Annotated in this window: 18 protein-coding genes and 1 tRNA gene; 11 read left to right on the top strand and 8 right to left on the bottom strand. The window is 67.3% G+C overall.

All coding sequences use genetic code 11. The features are described 5' to 3' along the window. Positions 1-68 precede the first annotated feature (68 nt). The 3 genes from AC07WC_RS14085 (at position 69) to AC07WC_RS14075 (ending at position 1,962) form a co-directional block, all read left to right on the top strand. Positions 69-782 (top strand): ComF family protein, encoded by a 714-nt coding sequence (locus AC07WC_RS14085; RefSeq protein ID WP_495210547.1) that lies wholly within the window; start codon positions 69-71, stop codon positions 780-782. A gap of 71 nt (positions 783-853) precedes the next feature. Then, positions 854-1,414 (top strand): HdeD family acid-resistance protein, encoded by a 561-nt coding sequence (locus AC07WC_RS14080; protein ID WP_495210546.1) that lies wholly within the window; start codon positions 854-856, stop codon positions 1,412-1,414. Between the two features lie 47 nt (positions 1,415-1,461). Continuing rightward, the gene (locus AC07WC_RS14075) at positions 1,462-1,962 is read left to right on the top strand and encodes a SecDF P1 head subdomain-containing protein (RefSeq protein ID WP_495210545.1); all 501 of its coding nucleotides are present in this window, start codon (positions 1,462-1,464) and stop codon (positions 1,960-1,962) included. 24 nt (positions 1,963-1,986) lie between these two features. Here AC07WC_RS14075 and AC07WC_RS14070 read toward each other — a convergent pair whose 3' ends face one another. From AC07WC_RS14070 to AC07WC_RS14045, 6 genes are read right to left on the bottom strand one after another with little or no spacing between them, the layout of a single operon-like run. After that, positions 1,987-3,792 carry an MFS transporter gene (locus AC07WC_RS14070; RefSeq protein WP_495210544.1) on the bottom strand — a complete coding sequence of 602 codons (1,806 nt, stop codon included), beginning with the start codon at positions 3,790-3,792 and terminating at the stop codon, positions 1,987-1,989. A gap of 53 nt (positions 3,793-3,845) precedes the next feature. After that, positions 3,846-4,961, bottom strand: coding sequence for an N-acetylglucosamine-6-phosphate deacetylase (nagA, locus tag AC07WC_RS14065; RefSeq protein ID WP_495210543.1), 1,116 nt, complete (start codon positions 4,959-4,961; stop codon positions 3,846-3,848). Further along, entirely contained in the window at positions 4,958-5,734 is a 777-nt protein-coding gene (locus tag AC07WC_RS14060) for a DeoR family transcriptional regulator (protein ID WP_495210542.1), read from the bottom strand. The genes nagA and AC07WC_RS14060 overlap by 4 nt, the downstream gene beginning before the upstream one ends. 34 nt (positions 5,735-5,768) lie before the next feature. Further along, on the bottom strand, positions 5,769-7,097 hold the full coding sequence (locus AC07WC_RS14055; RefSeq protein ID WP_495210541.1) for a D-tagatose-bisphosphate aldolase, class II, non-catalytic subunit: 1,329 nt from the start codon (positions 7,095-7,097) through the stop codon (positions 5,769-5,771). Positions 7,098-7,120: 23 nt separating this feature from the next. Continuing rightward, positions 7,121-8,047: an ROK family protein gene (locus AC07WC_RS14050; RefSeq protein WP_495210540.1), complete on the bottom strand. Its 927-nt coding sequence runs from the start codon at positions 8,045-8,047 to the stop codon at positions 7,121-7,123. A 6-nt stretch (positions 8,048-8,053) separates the two neighbouring features. Continuing rightward, on the bottom strand, positions 8,054-9,211 hold the full coding sequence (locus AC07WC_RS14045) for an SIS domain-containing protein (protein WP_495210539.1): 1,158 nt from the start codon (positions 9,209-9,211) through the stop codon (positions 8,054-8,056). A gap of 333 nt (positions 9,212-9,544) precedes the next feature. On the opposite strand from AC07WC_RS14045, the gene AC07WC_RS14040 reads away from it, so the two are divergent. From AC07WC_RS14040 to AC07WC_RS14030, 3 genes are all read left to right on the top strand, one after another. Beyond that, complete coding sequence (locus AC07WC_RS14040; protein ID WP_495210538.1) at positions 9,545-12,904, top strand: TIM-barrel domain-containing protein; 3,360 nt, start codon at positions 9,545-9,547, stop codon at positions 12,902-12,904. A 133-nt stretch (positions 12,905-13,037) separates the two neighbouring features. Further along, positions 13,038-16,010 carry a TonB-dependent receptor plug domain-containing protein gene (locus AC07WC_RS14035; RefSeq protein ID WP_495210537.1) on the top strand — a complete coding sequence of 991 codons (2,973 nt, stop codon included), beginning with the start codon at positions 13,038-13,040 and terminating at the stop codon, positions 16,008-16,010. A 52-nt stretch (positions 16,011-16,062) separates the two neighbouring features. Then, on the top strand, positions 16,063-17,418 hold the full coding sequence (locus tag AC07WC_RS14030) for a Gfo/Idh/MocA family protein (RefSeq protein ID WP_495210536.1): 1,356 nt from the start codon (positions 16,063-16,065) through the stop codon (positions 17,416-17,418). A 144-nt stretch (positions 17,419-17,562) separates the two neighbouring features. On the opposite strand, the gene AC07WC_RS14025 is transcribed toward AC07WC_RS14030, so the two are convergent. Continuing rightward, positions 17,563-17,639: transfer RNA gene (locus tag AC07WC_RS14025), tRNA-Arg, on the bottom strand. Between the two features lie 158 nt (positions 17,640-17,797). Between AC07WC_RS14025 and ubiA the strand changes: the two genes are divergently transcribed. The 3 genes from ubiA to AC07WC_RS14010 all read left to right on the top strand — a co-directional run bounded on the left by ubiA (position 17,798) and on the right by AC07WC_RS14010 (position 20,648). Further along, complete coding sequence (gene ubiA, locus AC07WC_RS14020) at positions 17,798-18,691, top strand: 4-hydroxybenzoate octaprenyltransferase (RefSeq protein WP_495210535.1); 894 nt, start codon at positions 17,798-17,800, stop codon at positions 18,689-18,691. A gap of 154 nt (positions 18,692-18,845) precedes the next feature. Further along, the gene (locus AC07WC_RS14015) at positions 18,846-20,237 is read left to right on the top strand and encodes a short-chain fatty acid transporter (RefSeq protein WP_495210675.1); all 1,392 of its coding nucleotides are present in this window, start codon (positions 18,846-18,848) and stop codon (positions 20,235-20,237) included. Between the two features lie 267 nt (positions 20,238-20,504). Next, positions 20,505-20,648, top strand: coding sequence for a hypothetical protein (locus AC07WC_RS14010; protein WP_495210534.1), 144 nt, complete (start codon positions 20,505-20,507; stop codon positions 20,646-20,648). 64 nt (positions 20,649-20,712) lie between these two features. Here the strand turns inward: AC07WC_RS14010 and AC07WC_RS14005 are convergent, their stop codons facing one another. Further along, entirely contained in the window at positions 20,713-21,384 is a 672-nt protein-coding gene (locus AC07WC_RS14005; protein WP_495210533.1) for a VOC family protein, read from the bottom strand. Between the two features lie 376 nt (positions 21,385-21,760). On the opposite strand from AC07WC_RS14005, the gene AC07WC_RS14000 reads away from it, so the two are divergent. Next, complete coding sequence (locus AC07WC_RS14000) at positions 21,761-21,871, top strand: class III lanthipeptide (protein WP_495210532.1); 111 nt, start codon at positions 21,761-21,763, stop codon at positions 21,869-21,871. 282 nt (positions 21,872-22,153) lie between these two features. Then, positions 22,154-23,188: class III lanthionine synthetase LanKC N-terminal domain-containing protein (locus tag AC07WC_RS13995; protein ID WP_495210531.1), on the top strand; the 1,035-nt coding region annotated here is incomplete at its 3' end.

The raw sequence follows: 23,188 nt of genomic DNA, 5'->3' as shown, positions 1-23,188 counted from the left end.
GGATGTCCTGACAGATAGTGGAACGAAAGGGCGGCAGTCTGGTGAGGCTGCCACCATCTGTCAACCACATGATCCTGTCGAAAGTTTACGGTGGACTGGGTTGGCTCGGCTGGCAGATCCTGCCGCTGCGTTGCCTGGTCTGCGATTGCCCGGGCGAGGACGGCATGGATCTGTGCCGTGCCTGCCACCAGGCGCTGCCATGGAACGACCGTGCCTGCCGGCGTTGCGCGCTGCCGCTGGCGGCCGCCGACCCGGGCGCTGCCGATGGCGACCACTGCGAGCGCTGCGTGGACGAGCATCCCCGCCAGGCTGCCGCCAGCGCGGCGTTCCTGTACGCGCCACCGATCGACCGCCTGCTGATCCAATTCAAATTCCACCAGGACCTGGCGGCCGGCCGGTTGCTCTCGCAGTTGATGCTGCAGCGCGTGCCGTCGTTCCTGGCCGGCCCATTGCAGCCGATGCCGCTGCATCGCCGACGGCTGCGCCAGCGCGGCTACAACCAGGCGCTGGAACTGAGCAAGCCGCTCGCGCGCGGCCTGTGCTGCCCGCTCTGGAACGGGCTGCAGCGCACCCGCGAGACCGCCGCGCAATCGAACCTGGACGCCGATGCCCGGCGCTGCAACCTGCGTGATGCGTTCGCGGTCCGTGGCCACCCGCCCGCCGGGCTGACCATCGTCGACGACGTGATGACCACCGGGGCGACCACCGATGCCGCCCTGCGCGCGCTGCAGTACGCCGGCGCCGGGCCGATGCAGGTCTGGGTCTGCGCACGCGTGCCCTGAGCGGCGTTGCCGCGCTTTGCACGGGATCAGGCCGTACCATCGGGCCGTCATCCTCCCTGCAAGGACGTCCCATGAACCTGCCGCCGGATCCGCGCACCTCTCCCTTCCTCACTGCCATCGGCCGCAGCTGGTGGGTGCTGATGCTGTACGGCGTGGTCGCCGTCGTCTTCGGACTGATCGCAATCGCACGGCCGTTGTCGGCCGCCACCGCGCTGGCCTGGGCGATCGGCGTGATGGCCCTGGTGGAAGGCCTGATCAGTCTGTTCGCGTTGTTCGGCCGCAGTGGCGTGCCGCGTGGCTGGCTGCTGGTCTATGCATTGGCCTCGCTGGTATTCGGTGTCCTGGCCGTACTCAACCCGCTGGCCACGGCCAGCATACTGATCCTGCTGCTGGCCGCCTGGCTGATCGTGGCCGGTATCTACCGCATCGTGTTCGCGATCCGCGTGCGCAAGGAAATCCAGGGCGAGTGGCTGCTGATCCTCAGCGGCGTGCTGGCGATCGTGCTCGGCGCGATGATGGTGGCCAACCCGATTGCGGGCATTGCCGTCACCACGCTGTGGATCGGCATCGGCAGCCTGCTCTACGGTGTGCTGCAGATCGTGGTCGCCTGGCGCATCCGTCGCCTGCGCTGAGGGCGGGCTACCGCGATACTCGTGCCCCCACTCAAAGAGAGACGTGCATGCGCAGCTGTCTGTTGATCGCGACGATGATGCTGGGTGCCGGGCTGGGCGCTTGCAGCCAGGCCCCTCCCGCACCGGCGGTGAGTGACTCCCCGGCGGGTACCGCACCGCTGGCGCAGGCGCGCATCCAGATGCGTGAGGTGGCCGAGGATAGTCGCCGCCCCGGCGTCACGACGCTCAAGGACCGAGACGGCAATACGCTGTCCTTGATCGAGCCGGCGTTCATCACCACGGCCGACATCGCCGCGGTGGCCGTGGGCAGCGACGGCGCCACCGGAAACGGGACCCTGATCCTGCGCTTCACGGATACGGCGGCACCGCGCATCCTCGCCGCGACGGAAGCGCGTGTCGCCAGGCGGGTCGCGTTGACGATCGGCGATCAGGTGCTCAACGTCGCCGTCATCGCCGGCCCCTTCGCGCAGTCCATGCAGGTCACCGGGCTGGACAGCACGGAGGAAGCGCACCGGCTGTACACCGAGGTGACCGGCAAGGCGCCTTGAACGCCTTGCCAGCGGCAGCCGGCTTCAGCGGAAATGCGCCTCGATCTGCTCCAGCGACTTGCCCTTGGTCTCCGGCAGCCAGAACGCGGCGATGAGGAAGTACAGCAGCGTACAGCCGGCCCAGAAGAAGAACATGCTGGCGTAGCCATGATGGCCCACCGTGGGCAGGAAGATCGCGGCGATCACGGTGGAGACGAACTGGTTGATCAACAGCGCGATGCTCATGCCGTTGGAACGGATGCGGGTCGGCATCAGCTCGGACAGCGCCAGCCACACGCACACGCCGGGGCCCACCGCGAAGAACGCGACGAACAGCAGGATGCAGCCGGCGACCAGCCAGCCGTGGGTGGGCGGGGGCACCGGGCCGATCACCGCGCGTTCGATCACCAGCGGCGCAGTGGCGGCGTGCGCCGGGTCCGGGAACGGGTTGAGGTGCAGGGTGCGGAAGAAGCGCCCGATCACGCTGTCGGCCGAGACCGCGTCCTCGCGACGGATCTGCAGGGTGGCGTCGATCGGGTTGTCGCTGCGCAGGGAACGCACGTTGCTGAAGCCACCGTAGGCGTAGGACACGGTCAACTGCTGCGGTGCGGCGCCGGCATTGCCGTCCAGGCGCTGCCACTGCGCGGCGTCCAGCGGCAGCGACAACGTGGTGCCGCTCACCTGCTGCTGCAGTGCGGCCTGCACATCCAGCCGTCCGCGTTCGCTCTGCACGAACAGCAGTGCCGCCGCCAGCAGCGACAGCGTGATGCCGCCACTGCCGAGCATCAGCAGGAACTTGCGGCCCTTGCGGTCGACCAGCACCAGCGCGACCACGGTCATCACCGCATTGAGCAGCTTGATCGCCACGTCCGCCCCATTGGCGACCGAGCCGGGCAGGCCGGCCTGGTTGAGGATGTTGACCGCGTAGGCCAGCACCGAGTTGATGCCGGTGGCCTGGGTGAAGGCCAGCACCAGGCAGGCCAGCACGAACGGCCACACATAGCGCCGGCTGAGCAGCGGGTCGCGCTTGCCGTTGCGGCCGATCTGCACGTCTTCGGGGGCCTGCATGCGCTGCAGGGTCGGCTCCACCTCGCCCGCGGCAACGGTACGCTGCAGGGCACGGCGCGCCTTGTCGATGCGGCCACGGCGGACCAGCCAGCGGGGGGATTCACTGATCAGCAGCACGCCGCCGGTGAACACCAGCCCGGGCAGCAGGCAGCTCCAGAAAATGGTGCGCCACGCGTGATCCTTGACGTCGAACAGCAGGCGCTGCTGCTCGGCACCCGGCAGGTGGCGCACCGCGGCGGTGGCCGCATCCACCGCATGCGCGTGGTACAGCCCGATCACCGCGGCCAGTACCAGGCCGATGGTCAACAGCAGCTGGAACATCGCCGCGCCACGCCCCCGTCGTTCCGGGCTGAGCACTTCGGCCAGGTAGAGCGGCACCACCACGCCGATCAGGCCGCCACTGACGCCCTGCAGCAGGCGTCCCATCAACAGCGCGGCATAGCCATCGGACAGCGCCATCACCGGAATGCTCGCGGTGAACAGCACGCCGGCCAGCAGCATCGCGCCACGGCGGCCGATCAGGTCGGCGACCGCCCCGGCGAACAGCGAGGACAGCACACTGCCGAGCAGCACCGCGGCGACCACGAAGCCCAACTGCTGGCTGGTCAGGTGCCAGCTCGCGGTGGCGGTGGCCTCCAGATAGGGCAGGGCACCGGCGATGATGCCGATGTCGATGCCGTACAGCAGCCCACCCATGCCGCCGATGAACAACAGATAGCGTACCGGCCAGCGCGGTGCGGAAGCGCCGGCGTGCACGGGCATGGCTGCGGAAACGTCGTTCATCGTGCCGGTCCTGTCTGCTGCTGCGTGCGCCATGGCGGCGCGGGAGTCCACGCTCAGTCGAGCGCGATGTCGTCGCCTTCCACCACCACGCCGCGCACGCGCAGGTCGTGGTCGAGCACCACCAGGTCCGCCCAGGCCCCGGTCGCGATGCGCCCGCGGTCGTCGATGCCGAGGTAGTCGGCCGGGTAGCGCGACAGCCGGTTGGAGGCATCGGCGATGTCCAGGCCGAGCGAGACCAGGTTGCGCAGTGCCTGGTCCATGGTCAGCGCACTGCCGGCCAGCGAGCCAGTCGACAGCCGCACGCAGCCCAGGCACTTGTGTACGCGTTGCACGCCGAGTGCGTACTCGCCATCGGGCATGCCGGTGGCGGCGGTCGCATCGGTCACGCAGTACAGGCGCGGAATCGCGCGCAGCGCGGTGCGGATCGCGCCCGGATGCACGTGCTGCAGATCGGGAATGAGTTCGGCGTACTGCGCATGCGCGAGCGCCGCGGTGGCGATGCCCGGGTGGTAGTGGTCCACCCCGGTCATGCCGTTGAACAGATGGGTGAAGCCGGCCGCACCGGCGTTCAGCGCGGCCACGCCGTCTTCGTAGCTGCCGGCGCTGTGGCCAAGCTGCACCCGGATGCCGAGTGCGCTCAGCGCGGGAATCAGCGCGAGGTGCTGGCCGATCTCCGGGGCGAGGGTGAGCACCTTGATCGGGGCGATCGCATGCAGGCGCTGCACGTCGGCCAGCGTCGCCTCGACCACCAGCGGTGGCTGCGCGCCCAGGCGCTGCGCACTGATGAAGGGGCCTTCCAGGTGGACGCCGAGCACGCGCGCCATGCCGGCCTCGCGCGTGGCGATCGCAGCGGACAGGCCTTCCAGCGCGCGGGTGATGTCGTCTTCCTGCGCGGTCATGGTGGTGCCCAGCAGCGCGGTGGTGCCGTGCCGGGCGTGCGCACGCGCCACCGTCTGCGCGGTCGTGCCGCCCTGCATGATGTCCACCCCGGCTCCGCCATGCACATGCAGGTCGATGAAGCCGGGCAGGACCAGCGGTACGTCATCATCGTCGCGCGGATCAGCGTGCGCGGTGTCGATGGCGGTGATGCGCTGGTCGAAATGGATATCGCCGCGGACCCAACCGGTGTCGGTGAGCAGGCGGCCGTGCAGGGAGCGGGACTCGGTCAAGGCGGGGACTCGGCGATGATCACTTCGACGCCCAGCCGCTGCAGCCCTTCCAGGTACTCGGCCTCGATGCTGGCGTCGGTGATGATGGTGTGGACCTGGTCCAGCCGCGCGATGCGGTGCAGGCTGACCCGGCCGAACTTGGAGGCATCGGTCAGTACCACGATGCGGCGCGCGCGCTCGACCATGCGGTGGTTGAGGCTGGCTTCGGCCTCGTGGTGGGTGGTCAGGCCGAACTGCAGGTCCAGGCCATCCACACCGAGGAACAAGGTGTCGAAGCTGTAGGTATTGAGGCTGGCCTCGGCCTGGCTGCCATGCAGCGACAGCGACTGCTTGCGCAGCAGCCCGCCGGTGAGCAGCAGCTCCACGCCGGGCGCATTGGCCAGCTCCCAGGCGATGTTGAGCCCGTTGGTCATCACCGTGACATCGCGGTGCCCGCGCAGGTGGCGCGCCAGGGTCATCGTGGTCGAGCCGGAGTCGATGATGATGTTGTCGCCGGCCTTGACCAGCTTGGCCGCCTCGATACCGATGCGGTCCTTCATCGGCAGGTTCAACGCATCCTTCTCGTGGATGTCCTGTTCCTGCGGCGGCGTGCGCACCAGCGTGGCGCCCCCGTGGGTGCGCGTGGCCAGCCCCTGCGACTCGATGTGGGTCAGGTCGGCGCGGATGGTGACCGCGGACACCGCAAAGCGCTCCACCAGCTCGCTGACCTGCACGTTGCCGTGCTCGACCAGGGTCTGGAGGATCTGTTGGCGGCGCTGCCGGGTGTTTCGCATGGGGACGATTCCGTTCGAAAGGGAAAGCCGAAGCTTACCGTTCCGAAAGCTCCTTGGCCTGCCGGGTTTCGTTATGCGTGCCCGACACGTTGCGATTGCAGGCCCGGGCATACTCGGCCAGGCGCAGCGCCACCTTGTGCTGGATCAGCGCCAGCGGCGCCGGCTGCAATTCGCCGGCCTCGATCGCCTTGAGCTGTTCGGGCATGAACTGGCTGAGCAGCATCTGCGGCGGCACATGCGCGGTGAGATTGGCGACCAGCGTGTCCAGCGCGGCCTGCACCGCCGGCTCGCCCCAGTAGTAGCGGCTGCGGTCGCTGAGCGAGTACGCGCGCAGCAGGCGCAGTTCGTGTTCGTCGCCCTGGTAGTAGCTGCGCCAGCTGGCGGGCTTGTCGACCATGCAGCGGTCCAGCACCTCGATCAGCTGCGAGTGCTGCGCGGCGGGCAGCAGCTCACGCTCGATCATGGCCAGCGCGAACACCGCTTCGCGGAAGGCATAGGTCGCCGCCGGGCCGACTTTCAGGATCGCGAAGTGATCGCGGACCAGCGCATGCAGGCCGGCTTCGGTCTGGTAATCGGTGGAGTGTGCTTCGAACACGATGCGCGGCTGCTGCTCGACGAAGGCCGAGAGGTCCGCGGCAGCGGCGGGGTCGTAGCAGTGCACGCTGCTGTGGTCGAAATCCACGCCGGGCTGCACCACCATCGCGATCACGCGTTCCCACGCCGGCAGCAGGTCCGGGGTGGAGAATGCTTCGCGGTGGATGGCCAGGGTGGTGGCCGCGGCGGCCGGCGTGGTCACCTGCAGGCCCCCGGCCAGCGAGGCCTCACCGCCGGGAATCGGCACTTCGGTGCCGATCACGTAGACCGGCGGCGGCAGCCCGTGCTCGGCCGCAGTGCGTTCGGCGATGCGCGCCAGTTCGGCCGAGCGCGCCGCGACGATGGCGTCCGGCAACGGGGTCGGGTCGTCGGCGCAGGACATGCTGCAGTCCAGGTGGATCTTGTGGAAGCCGGCGGCGACATAGGCGGCGATCAGCTCACGCGCGTTCGCCATCGCCACCGCTGCCGGACCCTTCTGCCAGGCGTTCGGCCCCAGGTGGTCGCCGCCGAGCACCAGCCGCTCGACCGGGAAGCCGGCATCGCGCGCCAGCTGCAGCACGTAGTCGCGGTACTGCGGCGGGGTCATGCCGGTGTAGCCGCCGAACTGATCGACCTGGTTGGAGGTCGCTTCGATCAGCAGCAGGGTGTCGTAGCGCTGCGCGACCTGCATCGCCGCCAGCAGCACCTGCGCGTTGCTGCAGCAGACGCTGTACAGCCCGACGGGGTGGCCCTGGCGATGGGCGGCGATCAACGATTGGACGGCGGACATGGCAACTCCAGTAACAGCGGTGTTCAGGGGGAGGAATGGTGCTGGCGTGCGAGCAGGGCGGCGCCCCGCGCACCGCCGGCATCGCCGAAGGTGGGCGGCAGGATCGGCGGCACGCGCACGCCATCGAACAGGTAGGGCGCGATCGCGGCGGGCAGATCGCGATACAGCTGCTCCAGCTTGGACAGGCCACCGCCGAGCACGATCACGTGTGGATCGTGCGCGAGGATCAGGCTGGCGAAGCTGTAGCCGAGCAGGTCGCGGTGGATGGCCAGGGCCTGCTGCGCGATCGCATCGCCGGCCTGGGCGCGTGCGACCACCTCCGCAGCATCCAGCGCGTCGCCACCGCGGCGTTGGTGGATCATCGCCAGCCCGCTGCCGGAGACATAACGCTCCAGGCAGCCACGCAGCCCGCAGCCGCAGTCCAGCAGAGGCAGGTCATGGCGCAGCTGCAGCGTGGCGGGCAGGCTCCAGTGGCCCCACTCGCCGGCAATGCCGTTGTGCCCGGCGATCAGCCGGCCACCCACGCAGAAGCCACCGCCCGCCCCCGTGCCGAGGATCACCCCGAACATGCTGGGATAGCCGGCGGCGGTGCCGTCATGCGCTTCGGACAGGGCGAAGCACTGCAGATCGTTGCCCAGCTCCAGCGGGCGCTGCAGGCGCGCCTGCAGGTCCGCCCCGACCGTGTGACCGGTCAGGCTGGGCACGTTGGCACTGAGCTGGCGGCCGCTGGCGCGGTCGCGCACGCCGGGCAGGCCGATGCCGACCGCCACCCCGCGCTGGCCGAGCGCGGCATCCGCCGCATCGACCAGATCGACGATCGCCTGCAGGAACGCGGCGTAGTCGCGGGTCGGCGTCGCCACGCGCTGGCGGTGGTGGACTACCAGCGTGGCGTCGCACGCGACCAGTTCGATCTTGGTGCCGCCGATGTCGATGCCGTACCAGGTCTGCATGCGCGCTCAGCCGTGGGGGTGGATGGTCACGCCCTGCACCACACGGTTGACCGTGCCGTCGGGGAAGGGATTGTCCGGGGTCATGCCGAGCGCGGCCGAACGCTGCAGTGCGTAGCATTGCGGCACCAGCAGCCACAGCGGGGCGAGCCATGGATCGGGCAGTGCAGGCGCGGCGAGGACGAAGTCACCGTCGGCGCGATCCGCGTCGTCCGGCCCGATCGACAGCACGCGCCCGGCGATGCCGTCGCGGCGCAGTTCGTTCAACAGATCCTGCTCGTAGCGGCGGGCCAGCGGCTGTGCGCTGCGCAGCATCACCACCAGGGTCTCGCTGTTGAGGGTGGACTTGGGCCCATGGCGGAACCCCAGCGGGGTGTTGGCCAGCGCCAGCACGCGGCCGGCGGTGAGTTCGAGCACCTTCAGCGCGGCCTCGCGGGCGACCGCCTCCAGCGGGCCACTACCGAGGTAGATGACGCGCGCGTACGACGCCTGGGCCAGGGCGGCGACCGCCGCATCCCAGGCATCCAGCGCACTCTCGCCGTGACTGGCCAGGGTGCGCAGGCGTTCCAGGCGCTGTGCCCAGGGAGCGCTGTCGAACGCACTCAGCGCGGCCAGCAACATGCAGCTCAGGCTGCTGGTCATGGCGAAGGCGCGGTCGCAGCTGGCCGCCGGCATCAGCAGCGACAACGTATCGCTGCGGCCCTGGCCACGTTTGGCGAGTTCGCCCTCGGCATTGCAGGTGATGTCCAGAAAGCGCGCGTGATCGACCTGGTCGCGGACCAGATCCACCGCGGCCACGCTTTCCGGGCTGGAGCCGCTGCGGCCAAACGACACCAGCAGGGTCGGGCGGTCGCGGCGCAGGTACAGCGCCGGATGGGTCAGCAGGCTGGTGGTGTGCACGGCGCGGACCTCGGCAGGCCACTGCGCATTGATCTGGTCGGCCACCATCTCGGCAATGAAGCCCGAGCTGCCGGCGCCGGTGAAGATCACCAGCTGGCCGGGATCGCGCAGCGCCTCCCCGAGGAAGCCATCGATGCGCGTCTGTGCGGCGTCCAGGAGGCCGGCCAGCACGGCCCACAGCCGGGGCTGCTGGGCGATTTCTTCGGCGGTATAGGCGCCACCGAGGCGCTGCCACGCGGGCAAATCAGGGAGCAGAGAAGCGTCCATTCGCAATTCCTGTTGGGCGACCGCACCTTCTGCGTTTTCTTTCGAAATGTCAAATATCGAAAGATAAAGAAAAGATGGATCGGTCACAGTTTTCCACGCTGAGCTGCGCTTCTTCGGCTGGGCGCTGGCACGGATGCCGCGCTGCACCAAGGTTTCAGGCCGCAACAAATGCGTATTCAGGTGACGTTTGGAAAGTGTCGCACTGCCGCATCTTTCGTTTACGGTAAAATATCCTTCCTTTTTCTTTGCAATTTGTTGACATCTTTCGAGACCCTGCCCTAGAGTCGGCCGCACTGGTTTCAGTTTCCCGCCGACCGCGGGCTTGGGGGCAAGGTGGATTTCCGGTTACGACGCACTGGTCTGACGATCGCACTGCTCGCCGCAGTGGCCCTGGGCAGCACCGCCAGCGCCGCGCCGGTGGGCAACCTGCGCGCGGTCACTGCGGCCCCCGACAAAGACGGCACCGCTGGCTGGACGCTCAGCACCGATACCGGTGCCACCGTACGCGTGGATCTGCTGCGCGCTGACGTCCTGCGCATCCGGGCCGGCCGCAACGGCACCCTGACCGGCGCCGGCGACAAGGCCGCGCCGATCGTGTTGCCGCAGCCGACCGCGACGGTCGCCGTTCAACTGGAAGAAGATGCCAACGAGGTGCGCATCCGCACCGATGCACTGGTCCTGCACATCCAGCGCCAGCCGCTGCGCCTGTCGCTGGCTCGCCGCGACGGCGACCGCGATGTCGCGCTGTGGCGCGAACTGCAGCCGCTGGACCTGGACAAGGACCAGAGCATGCAGGTGCTCTCCAGCGAGAGCGATGAACACTTCTACGGGGGCGGCCAGCAGAATGGTCGCTTCGAGTTCAAGGGGCGTGAGCTGGAGGTGTCGTACTCCGGTGGCTGGGAAGAAGGCGACCGTCCCAACCCGGCGCCGATGCTGCTGAGCTCGCGAGGCTGGGGCATGCTGCGCAACACGTGGAGCGACGGCACCTACGATCTGCGCCAGGCCGACCAGGCCACGCTGCTGCACCGTGAGGACCGCTTCGATGCGTACTACTTCGTCGGGCCGAGCCTGCATGCGCTGCTGGACCGCTACACCACGCTGACCGGCCGGGCCGGCCTGCTGCCGCGTTGGGCGTTCTCCTACGGCGACGCCGACTGCTACAACGATGGTGACAACATCAAGAAGCCCGGCAGCGTGCCTGACGGCTGGAGCGACGGCCCGACCGGCACGACGCCGGATGTGGTCGACAGCGTGGCCCGGCAGTACCGCGAGCACGACATGCCCGGCGGCTGGATCCTGCCCAACGACGGTTACGGCTGCGGCTACCGAAAGCTGCCCGAGACCGTGCAGGGGCTGGCGAAATACGGCTTCAAGACCGGGCTGTGGACGGAAAACGGCGTCGACAAGATCGCCTGGGAAGTCGGCACCGCCGGCAGCCGCGTGCAGAAGCTGGACGTGGCCTGGACCGGCAAGGGCTACCAGTTCGCGATGGATGCCAACCAGTCCGCCTTCAACGGCATCATGAACAACTCCGACTCGCGTCCGTTCCTGTGGACGGTGATGGGTTGGGGCGGCATCCAGCGCTATGCGGTGGCCTGGACCGGCGACCAGAGCAGCAGCTGGGATTACATCCGCTGGCACATCCCGACCCTGATCGGCTCCGGCCTGTCCGGCATGGCCTACGCCAGTGGCGACGTGGATGCGATCTTCGGCGGCAGCGCCGAGACGTTCACCCGCGACCTGCAATGGAAGAGCTTCACCCCGGTGCTGATGGGCATGTCGGGTTGGTCGGGCAATGCGCGCAAGCATCCGTGGTGGTTCGATGAGCCCTACCGCAGCGTCAACCGCGACTACCTGAAACTGAAAATGCGCATGACGCCGTACATGTACGGGCTGGCGCACGATGCCGCGACCACCGGTGCACCGCTGCTGCGCGCGTTGATGTGGGATTACCCGCAGGACCCGCAGGCCTACACCGAAGCGCACAAGTACCAGTTCCTGCTCGGCCGTGAGCTGCTGATCGCCCCGGTGTACCGCAGCCAGGCCGCGAGCCGTGGCTGGCGCCGCGACATCCACCTGCCGCAGGGGCGCTGGATCGACTACTGGGATGGTCGCCAGCTGCAGGCCGGTGCCGCGGGCCGTTCGCTGGACCGCGCGGTCGATTTGGCCACGATCCCGGTGTTCGTGCGCGCCGGCGCGATCATCCCGATGTACCCGGCGATGCTCTATGACGGCGAGAAGCCGCTCGACGAAGTGACCTTCGATCTGTACCCGCAGGGCACCTCGCAGTACACCCTGTACGAAGACGATGGCGCCACCCGCCGCTATGAGAAGGGCGAGTCCAGCACGCAGGCGATCACGGTGCAGGCACCGGCGCAGGGCAGCGGCCCGGTGCAGGTCCGCATCGATCCGGTACAGGGCCAGTACGCCGGCCAGCTGCCGCAGCGCCGCTATGCGCTGCGCGTGCTCAGCCGCCAGCGCCCCGCCGCGGTGACGCTGGAGGGTCGCATGCTGCCGATGCTGGCCGACCAGGCGGCGTGGCAGGGTGCCAGGGAAGGCTGGTACTTCGACGCGGCCGAACGCCGCGGCACCCTGCACGTGCGTACCGCGCCGACCGACATCCGCCAGGCGCTCACGCTGCAGCTGGAGCTGCCGGTCGCCGCCGCGCCCGCCGACGATGCCTTCCCGGCCGCACCGGAACTGGGCCGCGCGCTGCCGTCGGACAGCTTGCTGGTGGTCAACCGGCCGGCAGAGGAGCAGGGCTACGAGATGGAGAAGGCCTTCGACGACGATCCGGCCACGTGGTTCCGCACCGTGCGCAACCAGGCGGTCAAGACCGGCGCGCACGAATGGGTGCTTGGCTTCGGCGAACGCAAGCTGATCGACGGCATCGCACTGGCACCGCGCAACGACCAGCACTGGAAGAGCGGCCAGATCCGCGACTACGAAATCTACATGGCCGACAGCAACGGCGAGTGGGGTGAGCCGATCAAGCGCGGTCGCCTGACCCTGCAGCAGGGCATGCAGCAGATCGATTTCCCCGCCCATGCCGGCCGCCTGCTGCGCTTCCGCGTGCTGAGCACGCAGAATCCGGACGGTGATGGCGCCAGCGGTTCCGATCCAATGGTCACCGCTGCGCAGGGCAGCGTGGCACGTGCGGTCGATGCGTTGCAGCCGCGCGATGTCGGCCCGATCGTGCTGTCCACTTTCCATGTGCTGGAGCATCCGCAGCCGGACGGCCCGGCGCAGCAGCTGTATCTGTCCGCGCTGCCGCTGCCGGCGCCATTGAAGGCCAGCGTCGCCACCGACCACGCCTTCGGTGGCCAGGCCGAAATGCGCATGAACGGCCTGCACTTCCGCCGCGGCCTGGGCGTCAATGGCAGCAGCCGGGTCGACCTGCAGCTGGATGGCAGCTGGCGCCTGCTGCGCGCCGATCTGGGCATCGATGATCAATGCCGCACCGCCGGCGGCATGCAGTTCCAGGTCTGGGGCGACGGTCGGCTGCTGTACGACAGCGGCCTGGTCAAAGCACCTGGCGTCGTGAAACCGGAGCTGGACGTGCGCGGCCTGCAGCGGCTGAGCCTGCGCACGCTCGGGGCGCAGGGCGAGCACCCCGCGCAGGTCTGTGGCAACTGGGCCAATGCCGCCCTGATCGGACAGGAGGGCGATACCGCCAGCATCGTGTCGCCGTAACCGAACCGCCTTTCGAACGACCGCTCTCTCCCGTTTCCCGTCTGCGGCCCTCCGGCCGCGGCACGGGGGACGTTTGCCCGAAAAACCCCATCCACCGCCAGCCCCACGCTGCGGATCGAACAAGGAGCCAAAGATGTTGACCGAACGCCATCGCCATCGCTGCATCCCCGCCACCCCCTTGTCCATCGCGCTGGGCCTGGCCCTCGCCGTGGCCGGTACGGCCAGCGCGCAGGACACCCCGCCCGACGCCAAGGCCACCGAACTGTCACGCATCCAGGTGACCGGCTCCAACATCCGCCGCAGCGATGTGGAGACCGCTTCGCCGGTGCAGGTGATCAGCAAGCAGGACATCGAGAATATGGGGGCACGCACCCTGCTCCAGGTGCTCGACAACCTCCCCGCCGCGCGGCCGGGCCAGCAGGATTCGCGTTCGCTGTTCACCGGCTCGGACGGTGCCTCGCAGGCCAACCTGCGTGGGCTCGGCGCGCAGGGTACGCTGGTGCTGTTGAACGGCCGCCGCCTGTCGTACTACGGTGCCCCGGCCGGCTTCCAGACCCAGTTCGTCAACATCGATGCGATCCCCGCCGCGGCGATCGAACGCATGGAAGTGCTGACCGATGGCGCCTCGGCCGTGTACGGCACCGACGCGGTGGCCGGCGTGATCAACGTGATCACCAAGCGCTCCTACCAGGGCGCGGAGATCAACCTCACCACTGACAAGTCCTCGCGGATCAGCTCTTACGGCGAGCACCAGGGCAGCATCACCGCCGGCTTCGGCGATCTGGATGAAGACCGCTACAACGTCTACGCCTCGGTCAACCTGTACCGGCGCGACGCGATTCCGCTGAGCGATTTCTACGACAAGCGGCCCAGCCAGTACTACGTCAACAACCCCAACTACCTGCCCAACCTGCGCCTGGGCACCGGCAGCAAGCCGGGCGAGTTCAATCCGGGCAGCTACTTCGCCTTCGATCCCGTCACCGGTGCCCGCGTGCAGGAAGCCGCCCCGGGCTGCAACAACGTGCTCACCAGTGAAGCGGCCGGCCCGCGCTGCATCTGGGAGACGTGGATGAACAACGAGATCGATGCCGGCGCCAAGTCCGAGCGCAACACCGCCTACGTCAACGCGCATTTCCTGATCGGCGACAGCACCGAGGCCTTCGCCGAAGCCACCTACACCGACATCGACCTGACCGCCAACGGAGGCACCCCGCGCGCGTACGGCACCACCACCGGCAACCCGACCAGCTGGTTCTCGCGCAACACCGGCACCACCGTCAACCAGTTCCTGTATCCGTACCTGGGTCCGAACAACGAGTACAACCATGCCTCGCCCGAACTGAAGGCGCTGATGGGCGGCGTGGTCGGCCTGCAGTACCTGCTGCAGGACGTGGGCGCCAACCACTTCGGCCAGCGCAACACCGACCAGAGCTACCGCGTGGTAGCCGGCCTGCGCGGTGATATCGGCGACTGGAACTGGGAAACCGCCTTCGCCACCGCCGGCAGCCACTCGGTTACCTACCAGACCACCAACGTGAACCTGGCCGGCTTTGAAAAGGCCTTCGGTCCGTACTCCATCGATCCGGGCACCGGGCGGGTGATCATCTCCGACCATCCGGCCTACAAGTTCGGCGAGATCAGCGAGGCCAACGCTGCCCTGATCCGTGAAGCGTTCCCGACCTTCGACATCCAGTCCTGGACGCGCCTGCATACCCTGGATGGCAAGATCGAAGGACCGCTGTTCCAGATGCCCGCTGGCGACGTGCGTGCGGCATTCGGCTTCAACGCCAGCCGCGAAACCTTCTACACCCCCGGCAACCCGGACGCGGCCAACGGCCTGATCACCCAGCAGGGCGGCTCGTGGTTCGACGGCAAGCGCAACACCTATGCACTGTTCGCCGAGACGGTGGCGCCGCTCACCGAGAAGCTGGAACTGGACGCCGCGCTGCGCGTGGACAAATACCCGGACTTCAGCGCCAACCTCGCGCCGAAGATCGGCCTGAAGTACCAGATGTTCGACCAGCTGATGCTGCGCGGTACGTACTCCACCGGCTTCCGCGCGCCCAGCCTGGCCGAGTCCGGCAACGGCGGTGTGTTCGCCCAGTTGGGCGGCTACCGCGATGAGGTGCGCTGCAACGAGACCAACGCGATCGCCAACCTGCTGCTGTCGTCGCAGCGCGGTGGCGATGTCGACCTTGGCAAGAACCTGCTCAACACCGATTGCAGCCGCACCGTGGCGCGCATGACCCAGCCGAACCCGGACCTGAAGCCGGAGAAGGCCAAGATCACCACCCTCGGCTTCGTCTACGAGCCGGCCCAGTGGCTCTCGGTATCGGCTGACTACTGGTTCATCTATCGCAGCAACGAAATCGTCGCCCCGGATTTCACCCGCGACGAAGACATCATCTCCTCCACCCGCTCGCCGATCACCGACAGCGACCGCGCCAACCTGGCTGCGCTGGCGGCGATGTGCGCTGACCCGGCCAGCGGCGTTGCGTGCCCCGGCACGCTGCCTGGCTACAGCGTCGGCAACGTGGCCAGCGTGGTGGGTCAGTACAAGAACCGCGGCAAGACCCTGATCGACGGCTTCGACATCGACGCGCGCAGCCGCTTCTCGCTCGGTGAGTGGGGCAACCTCAACATCGGCGTGGCCGCCACCATCGCCAACCGCAACCGCTCCTACCTGGATGACGAAAGCGGTTGGTACTACGGCGACCTGGTCGGCTACTACAACAACCCCCGCCTGCGTGCCACGTTGAACGCGGACTGGAGCTACAAGCAGGTCACCACCAGCTTCTTCGTCAACTACGTGGGCGGCACCAAGTGGGCGCTGGAGCAGATCGATGAGGAAGACAACAACCCGCAGACCTGCACCGCCGGCTACCTGCCGGTGGAAAAGAGCAAGTGCGATGGCGCGCCGTCGTGGTGGACCGCCAACCTGAGCGTGGGCTGGCGTCCGGACGAGCACTGGAACGTCGGCTTCACCATCAAGAACCTGTTCGACCGCCTGCCGTTCTATGACCCGAACAGCTTCCTGGGCGATTCCAGCGATTACGCCACCATCTTCGGTCGCGGCTACAGTCTGACCGTCGGCTACAAGTTCTGATGCTTCCCTCGCGCCGGTCCCGGCCGACGCGATCTTCAAACGAGGTACGTCCATGAAACGCAGAGAATTCATCGTCGCCAGCGCGGCCGTCGCCGCCAGCAGCCTGCTGCCGAACACGCCCGCCTGGGCCCGCGCGCGCAAGGTGCGGCTGGGCCTGATCGGTACCGGCATGCGCGGCCAGGTATTGCTGAAGGAACTGGTCCGCCGCGACGACGTGGAGGTGGTCGCGCTGTGCGACATCGAACCGATCATGCTCAAGCGCGGCATGGACATGGTGGCCAAGGCCGGCAAGCCGGCGCCCAAGGCGTACGGGCAGGACGGCGACGTCAATGCCTGGAAGCGGCTGATCGAGCAGCGTGGCCTGGACGGCGTGATCATCGCCACCCCGTGGGAATACCACGCGCCGATGGCGATCGCGGCCATGCAGGCCAAGGTCGCGGTGGGCTGCGAGGTCGTCGCCGGCATCACCCTGCAGGATCACTGGGATGTGCTCAAGACCCAACTGGCGACCGGTACGCCTTACATGCTGCTGGAGAATGTCTGCTATCGCCGCGATGTGATGGCCGCGCTGCAGATGGTGCGCCAGGGCCTGTTCGGTGAACTGGTGCATCTGCAGGGCGGCTACCAGCACGACCTGCGCGGCGTGAAGTTCAACTCCGGTGATCCCAACCAGCCTTATGACAGCGGCGTCGAGTTCGGCCCGAAGGGCTGGTCCGAGGCGCGCTGGCGCACCGAGCATTCGGTGAAGCGCAACGGCGAGCTGTACCCGAGCCACGGCATCGGTCCCTGTGCGATGTACACCGGCATCAACCGTGGCAACCGCTTCACCCACATCAACGCATTCGCCAGCAAGGCGCGCGGGCTGCACGAGTACACCGTGGCCAAGAGCGGTGGCACCACCCACCCCAGCACCAAGGTGGCCTTCAAGCTCGGCGACATCGTCACCACCACGCTGGCCTGCGAGAACGGCGAGACCATCCTGCTGCAGCACGACACCTCGCTGCCGCGCCCTTACTCGATGGGCTTCCGCGTGCAGGGCACCAAGGGCCTGTGGATGGATGTGAACCAGTCCATCCATATCGAAGGCCGCAGCCCGCCGCACAAGTGGGAAGCCTTCCAGACCTACCAGGATCAGTACGAGCACCCGTTGTGGAAGCAGCACGCCGATACCGCGGCCAGCGCCGGCCACGGTGGCATGGACTGGTTCGTCATCCATGCCTTCGTGGAGGCGCTCAAGGCCAAGGCACCGATGCCGATCGATATCTACGATGCGGTCACCTGGAGTGCGATCACGCCGCTGTCCGAGCAGTCGATCGCCAACAGCTTCCAGACGCTGGAGTTCCCGGATTTCACCGCCGGGCTGTGGAGGCAGCGCAAGCCGATCTTTGCGTTTGATGGGACGTACTGAGCAGGACTGACGTCGCATGGCCGGTACCGATGCGTACCGGCCATCCCGTGCGCGCATTGACCCGGTCGGCCAGCTGATGGCGCGGCCCAGCCTGGGCGCGGTCAGCGCAGGCAGAGCAATGAACACGGGGAACAGTGGCAAGGATGGTGCGCCCGGAGGGATTCGAACCCCCGACCAATGGCTTCGGAAGCCACTACTCTATCCGGCTGAGCTACGAGCGCGTTGTGTCCTGCATCCCGCCGGGCCGCCTGATGGGGCCACGGACCGCCAAGGCGGCGCGGGAGGAGCATTCTATCCGTAAACGCCGCGCAGGTCTGCCCCCTGCATCGATGCGCCGGCCGACGGCGCGCCCGGCCAGCCCAGGCGGTATCCTTTACCGATGGCTTACGAACGTTTTGAAGCGCCCGAGGCGGCTCCCCCGCCGCGCTGGCGGCACTACTGGAAACTGATGCGCGCCGACCGCCCGATCGGCACCCTGCTGCTGCTCTGGCCCACCTGGTGGGCGCTGTGGCTGGCCTCCGGCGGGCTGCCGCCGCTGTGGACGCTGTTCGTGTTCACCGCCGGCGTCTGGCTGACCCGCTCGGCCGGCTGCGTGATCAACGATTACGCCGACCGCTGGCTGGACCCGCACGTCAAACGCACCAAGGACCGCCCGCTGGCCAGCGGTGCCGTCTCCGGCCGCGAGGCGCTGGCCCTGTTCGCGGGGCTGATGATCGTCGCCTTTGCCCTGGTGCTGACCCTGAACTGGCTCACCATCGGCATGAGCTTCATCGGCGTGATCCTGGCCGCCAGCTATCCCTACCTGAAGCGCTACACCCACCTGCCGCAGGTCTACCTCGGCATGGCCTTCGGCTGGGGCATCCCGATGGCCTTCGCCGCGGTCCAGGGCGAAGTGCCGGTGATCGGCTGGCTGCTGTACGGCGCCAACATCCTGTGGTCCACCGCGTATGACACCTGGTACGCCATGGTCGACCGCGATGACGACCTGAAGATGGGCTCGCACTCCACCGCGATCCTGTTCGGGGATCTGGACCTGGTCATCCAGGGCATCCTCTACGCGCTGTTCCTGGGCACGATGGCGCTGGTCGGCCTGCGCGCCGGGCTGGGGTTCTATTACGGCCTGGGCGTCGGCGTGGCCGCCGGGCTGATCGCCTACGAGTTCTGGATCGCCCGCAAGCGCGAGCGTGACCCGTGCTTCAAGGCCTTCCTGCACAACAATTGGGTCGGTGCGGCGCTGTTCGCCGGCATCGCGGTGTCGCTGGCGGTGCGCTGAGGGGTCACCCGACCAACGGTCGGGTGCTACCGATAACGCGCACTACGACCATTAGGCGACTGACAGCGCCGTGGCCAGCGCCCAGAATCGCTCCCATCGAATGATCGGGGAGGGCGGGGCAATGAACACGTCGACGGTGGTGCAGGACGGCTGGATGGCGCGCGCGGCACTGCGCTCGGCCGCCTGGGCGGAAAAGTGGTTCCCCGATGCCTACGTGTTCGCGGTGCTTGGCGTGGTCATCGTCGCTGCCGCCGCGATGGGCCTCGGTGCCACCCCGCAGGCCACCGCGACGGCGTTCGGCGAGGGCTTCTGGAGCCTGATCCCGTTCACCATGCAGATGGCCTTCGTGGTCATCGGCGGCTACGCGGTGGCCACCGCGCCGATCGTCGCGCGTTTCATCGATCTGCTGGCCCGCGTCCCCAGGACCGGTCGTGGGGCGGTGGTCTATGTCGGGCTGATCAGCATGCTCGCCTCGCTGCTCAGCTGGGGCTTCTCGCTGGTGTTCGGCGGCCTGCTGGTGCGCGCGCTGGCCCGCTGCGAAGCACTCCACATGGACTACCGCGCCGCCGGTGCCTCGGCGTACCTCGGTCTTGGCGCGGTCTGGGCGATGGGGCTGAGCTCCTCGGCCGCCCAGCTGCAGGCCAACCCGGCCAGCATGCCGCCCGGCCTGGTCGAGATCACCGGCGTGCTGCCCTTCACCGAAACCATCTTCCTGTGGCAGTCGATCGCGCTGACCGCCGCGCTGATCCTGGTCTCGCTGCTGATCGCCTGGCTGACCGCCCCCGGCGCCGCCTCCGCACGCACCGCCAAGGATTTCGAGGGCGCCGCCCGCGCCGAGGCCGAGCCGCTGCAGCCGCGCACCCGCCCCGGCGAGTGGCTGGAGTACAGCCCGCTGCTGACCGTGCTGCTCTCGCTGCTCGCGTTCGGCTGGCTGTTCGGCGAGTTCGCCAGCAAGCCGGTGGTCACCGCCATCGCCAACCTCAACACCTACAACTTCCTGTTCATCTCGCTCGGCCTGCTGCTGCACTGGCGCCCGCGCAGCTTCCTCAACGCGGTCGCCAAGGCAGTGCCGAGCACCACCGGCGTGCTGATCCAGTTCCCGCTGTACGGCGGTATCGCGATGATCCTCACCCACGCCACCGGCAGTGGCGATGAGACGCTCGCCCATCGCCTGTCCACGCTGTTCGTGCACATCGCCACCACCGACACCTTCGCGCTGGTGATGGGCGTGTACTCGGCGGTGCTCGGCTTCTTCGTGCCCTCCGGTGGTGGCAAGTGGATCATCGAAGCGCCTTACGTCATGCAGGCCGCCAACGAACTGAAGGCCCACCTGGGCTGGGCAGTGCAGGTCTACAACGCCGCCGAGGCACTGCCGAACCTGATCAACCCGTTCTGGATGCTGCCGCTGCTGGGCGTGCTCGGCCTGAAAGCGCGCGACATCGTCGGCTTCACCTTCATCCAGCTGCTGGTGCACATCCCGTTGGTGCTCGGCCTGCTGTGGCTGCTGGGCATGACGTTGACCTACGTGCCGCCGGTGATGCCGTGATCGTCATCTGCGCGTCATCTGCAGAAGCTGGTCCAGGGATGCCCTGTTCAGTCGCACGACGAGGGGTTCGGTAGGGAGTGGCATAAGGGAATTCGAACCGTTCATATGCGGGCCAACGCCTACTGCGACATGGGGTCTGCACGTGCAGAAAACGTGGGCGTGGAGACGTTGACGAATTCGTATACAAACCCCCACACGTCGTTAACCTCGCGCTGCAGAGGATGGCCCGGACCGCGACATTCCGTTTGCGGCAACCGGAGAATCGAGATGGCTCAGCAGAACCAGCAGAACCCGAATCAGCGCGGTGAGCAGCAGGAACGCGGTCGCGGCCAGCAGCAGCAACAGCAGCAGGAACAGCAGCAGCGCAATCAGAACCAGCAGCAGGGCGGCCAGCAGGACGAGGAAGAGTGAGCCCAGCCGGCTGTTGCGTGAACTGAAGCCCCGCTCCGGCGGGGCTTCGTTCGTCCGGACCTGCTCAGGCCGAGCGCAGGTGCCAGCCCGGTGCTGCGTCGTCGACCACCGCGCCCGGCACCACGTCATGCAGCACCACGCGGATGCCGCGCGCATTCGGCAGCACCTTCTGCTCGGGGAACCAGCGGCGCGTGGCATCGACCACGATCAACAGGCCTTCGTCATCGCCGAGCGCTGCGAAGTGTGGCGTGGGCTGTGACAAGGGCTCCAGCCCGAAGGCCGCCTGGGCCTTTGCCTGCACCTCGCCCACGTGCTCAGCGGGCAGGCCGACCTCGCTGATGCAGGTCATCTCGCTGCCATGGAACCCGCCCTGGCGCTCGCCCGCAGGCAAGCGCCGCCGCGCGATCAACTCCAGGATCAGACCGTCCGGCCCGGTGAAATAGATCGATTCCGAATCCCAGCGGCCATCGAAGGTGAAGTGGTCATGGCCCTTCAGATCGCGCTGCAGGGTGGCCCGTGCCTTGAGCCAGTCGGTGGCCGCTTCGAAGCGATTCGCCGGCACGTTGAACGCCAGGTGCACGCCGCCGACCGGGTTCGATCCTGCGGCTTGCAGCTTCAGGGTGCTCCAGCCGATGCGCACGGCCGAGCCCTCGACCGGCAGCTGAAGTTCATCGCGGAAGTACGCCACGGTGGCGGCGACATCGGAGACGGGAAGGTCGATCTGGTGGATGCGCATGGGGGTGGATCCCTCACCTGGATACGTAGGCATTCTGCCGGATAACCGAGGCGCGCGCCCTATGCGTTGATGGGATCGACATGGACGTCGTTGTAGGGGCATTTCCTACTGCACCACGCGGAGGAGACCGGCTACTGCCGTGGCTACGAAAGGCGTTGAATATCCGTCAACACCTTCGCCCCTTCGCGGATGTTCATCGGCAAGAGACTCAACTGCAACCGGCTGTGTGCGGCGCTACAGGGCCTACTACGGTTGCTGCTGTTTCGTATTGCCCACTTATCTGCGCAACTGAAATGCCAGTGCGCAGTGTCACCGACTGATTCGACAGACAATCAAGTCAGATCGGATTCTTCGTTTTCCAATAAGGAGGTCTCTCATGAATCGCGTACTCAATCTGCAGCGCCTTGCCCTGGACACGAATGTCGGCACGCTGGGAAACAGCTCGGGTAGCTCGACGCACACCTGCTGTGGCGGAAACATTCAGTAAACCGCAGCCTGCAATCGATGCGAATGTCGTGGGTGTGGAACGCACCCACGATTCAGACCCTCAGTGATCGGCTTCCCAGCCGGCGGCGCTGCCCCACGGTGGGCAAGGTGAGAGGGGGAGCTCTCACCCCGGCATCCTGCCTGCGACGTGCATCTCAGGATCGCTAGCCGGCGCATCCAGCCGGAGAGGGGACCGCTGCCCCGATGTCCTTCCCGCAACAGTGTTGGACACCGCTTGGCTCAAGACACGGGCCAAGCGCCGAGCCCATTCAAGGAGCGCGCCATGGCATCTGAAAATCCGACACTGCGGGAACGTCGGCACGTAGACAAGATCACTTTCATCAATAGCGATGATCGCTTCTATGAGCCGGATTACGACCATTACACGCCCAGCGATGAGCTCGCCGCTATCGTGCGACCACTACTGGCAGCGCATGGGCGTGGTTGGGAAATTCGCCAGAAGGGTGTCTGGTCGCACGTGATGCCTGGGGGCGATGCTCAGGTGGGTTCTCTTCCCATCCAAGGGTGGAAGATTCATCTGTCGGCGATCGAGGACAACTGCCGCGCCATGCTGGCCGACGCTGCGGCGCTGTTGCTTGAGCAGGATGTCCCGTTCAAGTTCGCGAACGATTGCCGGACGATGAGGATGATGACATCCAAGCGATGGCCCCGGGGTGGGTCCGGGAAGTTCATCACCGTCTATCCGCACACGGAAGGCGAGTTCATCCAGGTGATCGAGGCGCTTTACCAGGCGCTTGGCACCCGGACCGGCTCCTACATTCTGTCCGACAGACGCTACAAGGACAGCCGCTGCCTGTACTACCGCTATGGCGGCATCATCCAGGTGAGCCACCTGGACATCATGGGTAAGCGGATACCGATGCTGGTGGGGCCATCGGGAGAGCACATGCCTGATCGCCGGAACCCATACTTCGAGAGTCCGCCGTGGGCTCAGGATCCGTTCCCGAGTGATGAGGATGGAATCGGCGACCGATCACTCAATGAGGGACGCTATCTCGTTGAAAGCGCGCTGGGCTTCTCCAACACGGGCGGTGTCTATCTCTCGATCGAGCGCGCTACCGGCCGACAGGTGGTCATCAAGGAGGCGCGTCCTCATGTCGAGCTCTACGAGAACGGCGGGGATGCGACTACCCGTCTCAAGCGCGAGATGGAGAACCTGAACATCCTGAGTCCCTTGGGTATTGCGCCAGCGGTGCTCGATACGTTCTGGGACTGGGAGAACCTCTACGTGGTCGAAGAGTACGTCGATGCCCATGACATGCGTCACGTCATGCTGCAGTTCTCTCCACTGATGAAA

Source organism: Stenotrophomonas sp. GW821-FHT01H02A, assembly GCF_059422145.1.
This window is presented reverse-complemented; position numbering and strand designations above follow the sequence as displayed.

Coding starts and splice junctions, on each gene's coding strand:
- AC07WC_RS14085 (WP_495210547.1), top strand. CDS start 69: ATGATCCTGTCGAAAGTTTACGGTGGACTGGGTTGGCTCGGCTGGCAG.
- AC07WC_RS14080 (WP_495210546.1), top strand. CDS start 854: ATGAACCTGCCGCCGGATCCGCGCACCTCTCCCTTCCTCACTGCCATC.
- AC07WC_RS14075 (WP_495210545.1), top strand. CDS start 1,462: ATGCGCAGCTGTCTGTTGATCGCGACGATGATGCTGGGTGCCGGGCTG.
- AC07WC_RS14070 (WP_495210544.1), bottom strand. CDS start 3,792: ATGAACGACGTTTCCGCAGCCATGCCCGTGCACGCCGGCGCTTCCGCA.
- AC07WC_RS14060 (WP_495210542.1), bottom strand. CDS start 5,734: ATGCGAAACACCCGGCAGCGCCGCCAACAGATCCTCCAGACCCTGGTC.
- AC07WC_RS14055 (WP_495210541.1), bottom strand. CDS start 7,097: ATGTCCGCCGTCCAATCGTTGATCGCCGCCCATCGCCAGGGCCACCCC.
- AC07WC_RS14050 (WP_495210540.1), bottom strand. CDS start 8,047: ATGCAGACCTGGTACGGCATCGACATCGGCGGCACCAAGATCGAACTG.
- AC07WC_RS14045 (WP_495210539.1), bottom strand. CDS start 9,211: ATGGACGCTTCTCTGCTCCCTGATTTGCCCGCGTGGCAGCGCCTCGGT.
- AC07WC_RS14035 (WP_495210537.1), top strand. CDS start 13,038: ATGTTGACCGAACGCCATCGCCATCGCTGCATCCCCGCCACCCCCTTG.
- AC07WC_RS14030 (WP_495210536.1), top strand. CDS start 16,063: ATGAAACGCAGAGAATTCATCGTCGCCAGCGCGGCCGTCGCCGCCAGC.
- ubiA (WP_495210535.1), top strand. CDS start 17,798: ATGGCTTACGAACGTTTTGAAGCGCCCGAGGCGGCTCCCCCGCCGCGC.
- AC07WC_RS14015 (WP_495210675.1), top strand. CDS start 18,846: ATGGCGCGCGCGGCACTGCGCTCGGCCGCCTGGGCGGAAAAGTGGTTC.
- AC07WC_RS14010 (WP_495210534.1), top strand. CDS start 20,505: ATGGCTCAGCAGAACCAGCAGAACCCGAATCAGCGCGGTGAGCAGCAG.
- AC07WC_RS14005 (WP_495210533.1), bottom strand. CDS start 21,384: ATGCGCATCCACCAGATCGACCTTCCCGTCTCCGATGTCGCCGCCACC.
- AC07WC_RS14000 (WP_495210532.1), top strand. CDS start 21,761: ATGAATCGCGTACTCAATCTGCAGCGCCTTGCCCTGGACACGAATGTC.